The sequence below is a fragment of the Brachybacterium sp. HMSC06H03 genome, from assembly GCF_001807385.1.
Taxonomy (GTDB): Bacteria; Actinomycetota; Actinomycetes; order Actinomycetales; family Dermabacteraceae; genus Brachybacterium; species Brachybacterium conglomeratum.
In genome coordinates this window covers 1-1411 of sequence record NZ_KV788852.1, presented here as the reverse complement: position 1 = coordinate 1411, position 1411 = coordinate 1, and the positions used below count along the sequence as shown (strand labels likewise).

2 protein-coding genes are annotated in these 1411 nt (G+C 75.8%); both read right to left on the bottom strand.

Going from position 1 to position 1411, the window contains the following annotated elements:
* Window positions 1–110: 110 nt before the first annotated feature.
* Window positions 111–932, bottom strand: coding sequence for an MBL fold metallo-hydrolase (locus HMPREF3159_RS11095; RefSeq protein ID WP_083305921.1), 822 nt, complete (start codon window positions 930–932; stop codon window positions 111–113).
* A gap of 11 nt (window positions 933–943) precedes the next feature.
* Window positions 944–1411, bottom strand: a 468-nt coding sequence (locus HMPREF3159_RS11090; protein ID WP_070501081.1) for a RidA family protein, incomplete at its 5' end; no start/stop codon positions are given.

The following is a 1411-nucleotide window of genomic DNA, read 5'->3' as shown; positions in this document are numbered from 1 at the left end:
CCCCGCGCGGGGAGGAGGGCCGTTCGAACGCCCGGACCACCCGGGACGACGGCGCCGCGCCCGGAGTCCGCAGCCGCGGGGGCGACCCGACGCAGCGACGCAGCGCGGGGTCAGCGCTCCCGGGCGAGGTGGTCGAGGGTGGCGCGGAGGTTCCAGCGGGCTGCGTCCTGCAGCTGCTCGGGCAGGTCCGGGCCGTAGACCACGCGCAGCAGCCGGTCGAGGGTGAGCACCCCGGCGGTGCGGGCGCGCCGCACCTGATCGATCCGCTCCTCGCGGTGGGCGATCGTCTCCTCCAGGACGGCGAGCACCTCCAGCGGGGAGTCGACGGACGGGCCGTGGCCGGGGAAGAAAGCGCTGATCCGGCCGTCCTCGGCGAGGGCGTGGAGGATCGCGAGGGACTGCAGGTACTCGGTGAGCGAGCCGCCGTGCTCGGGCACGATCACCGTCGAGGAGCCGCCCAGGAGCGTGTCGCCGGTCAGCATCCGCCCGCCCTCCACGAGCACGCCGACGGAGTCGGAGGTGTGCCCCGGCAGGTGGATGACGTGGCCGACGGTCCCGTTGTCGCCGATCAGCGTCGCGGGCAGCGGGCGCGAGCCGGGCACGGCGGACTGATCGGCCGCCCACAGCGGCACCTCCCGGCCGCTGCGGGCGGTGAGCTGCCGGGCGAGGGTCGCGGCGCCCGCGGCGTGGTCCGCGTGCCGGTGGGTGACCAGGACGCCCTCCGGTCGGACGTCATCGCCGCAGGTGAGCAGAAGCTCGGCGAGGTGCTCGGGGTCCTTCGGGCCGGGGTCGACCACCCACACCTGGCCCTCGTCGCGCAGCACGTGGCTGTTGGTGCCGGTCAGCGTCATGGGGCCGGGGTTGTCGGCCCGCACCACGATCAGCTCGACCGCCGGGGCATCGGAAGCCCGCTGCCCGAGATGCTCGTCCATCGCGGCCCCGCTCAGGCGGTGGGGGCGAGAGACGGGGAGAGCTCGACGACGAGCTCGAGCTCGACCGGGGCGTCCAGGGGCAGCACGGCCACGCCCACGGCGGAGCGGGCATGGCTCCCGGCCTCGCCGAAGACCTCACCGAGCAGGGTGCTCGCGCCGTTGATCACGGCGGGCTGGCCCGTGAACGAGGGGTCGGAGGCGACGAAGCCAGTCACCTTCACGATCCTGACCACCTGGTCGAGGTCGCCCACCAGCGCCTCCACGGCGGCGAGGGCGTTCAGGCAGCAGGTCGCGGCGAGCTCGGCGGCCTGCTCGGCCGCGACCTCGGCGCCGACCTTGCCGGTGCGCGGCAGCGCCCCGTCCACGAAGGGCAGCTGCCCGGAGGTGTGGACGTGGGAGCCGGTCCGGACGGCCGGCACGTAGGCGGCCACCGGGGCGGCGACCTCAGGCAGGGCGTGCCCGAGCTCGGCGAGGCGGGG

Excerpts from the sequence above, each read along its gene's own strand:
- HMPREF3159_RS11095 (WP_083305921.1), bottom strand. The coding sequence starts at position 932 with ATGGACGAGCATCTCGGGCAGCGGGCTTCCGATGCCCCGGCGGTCGAG.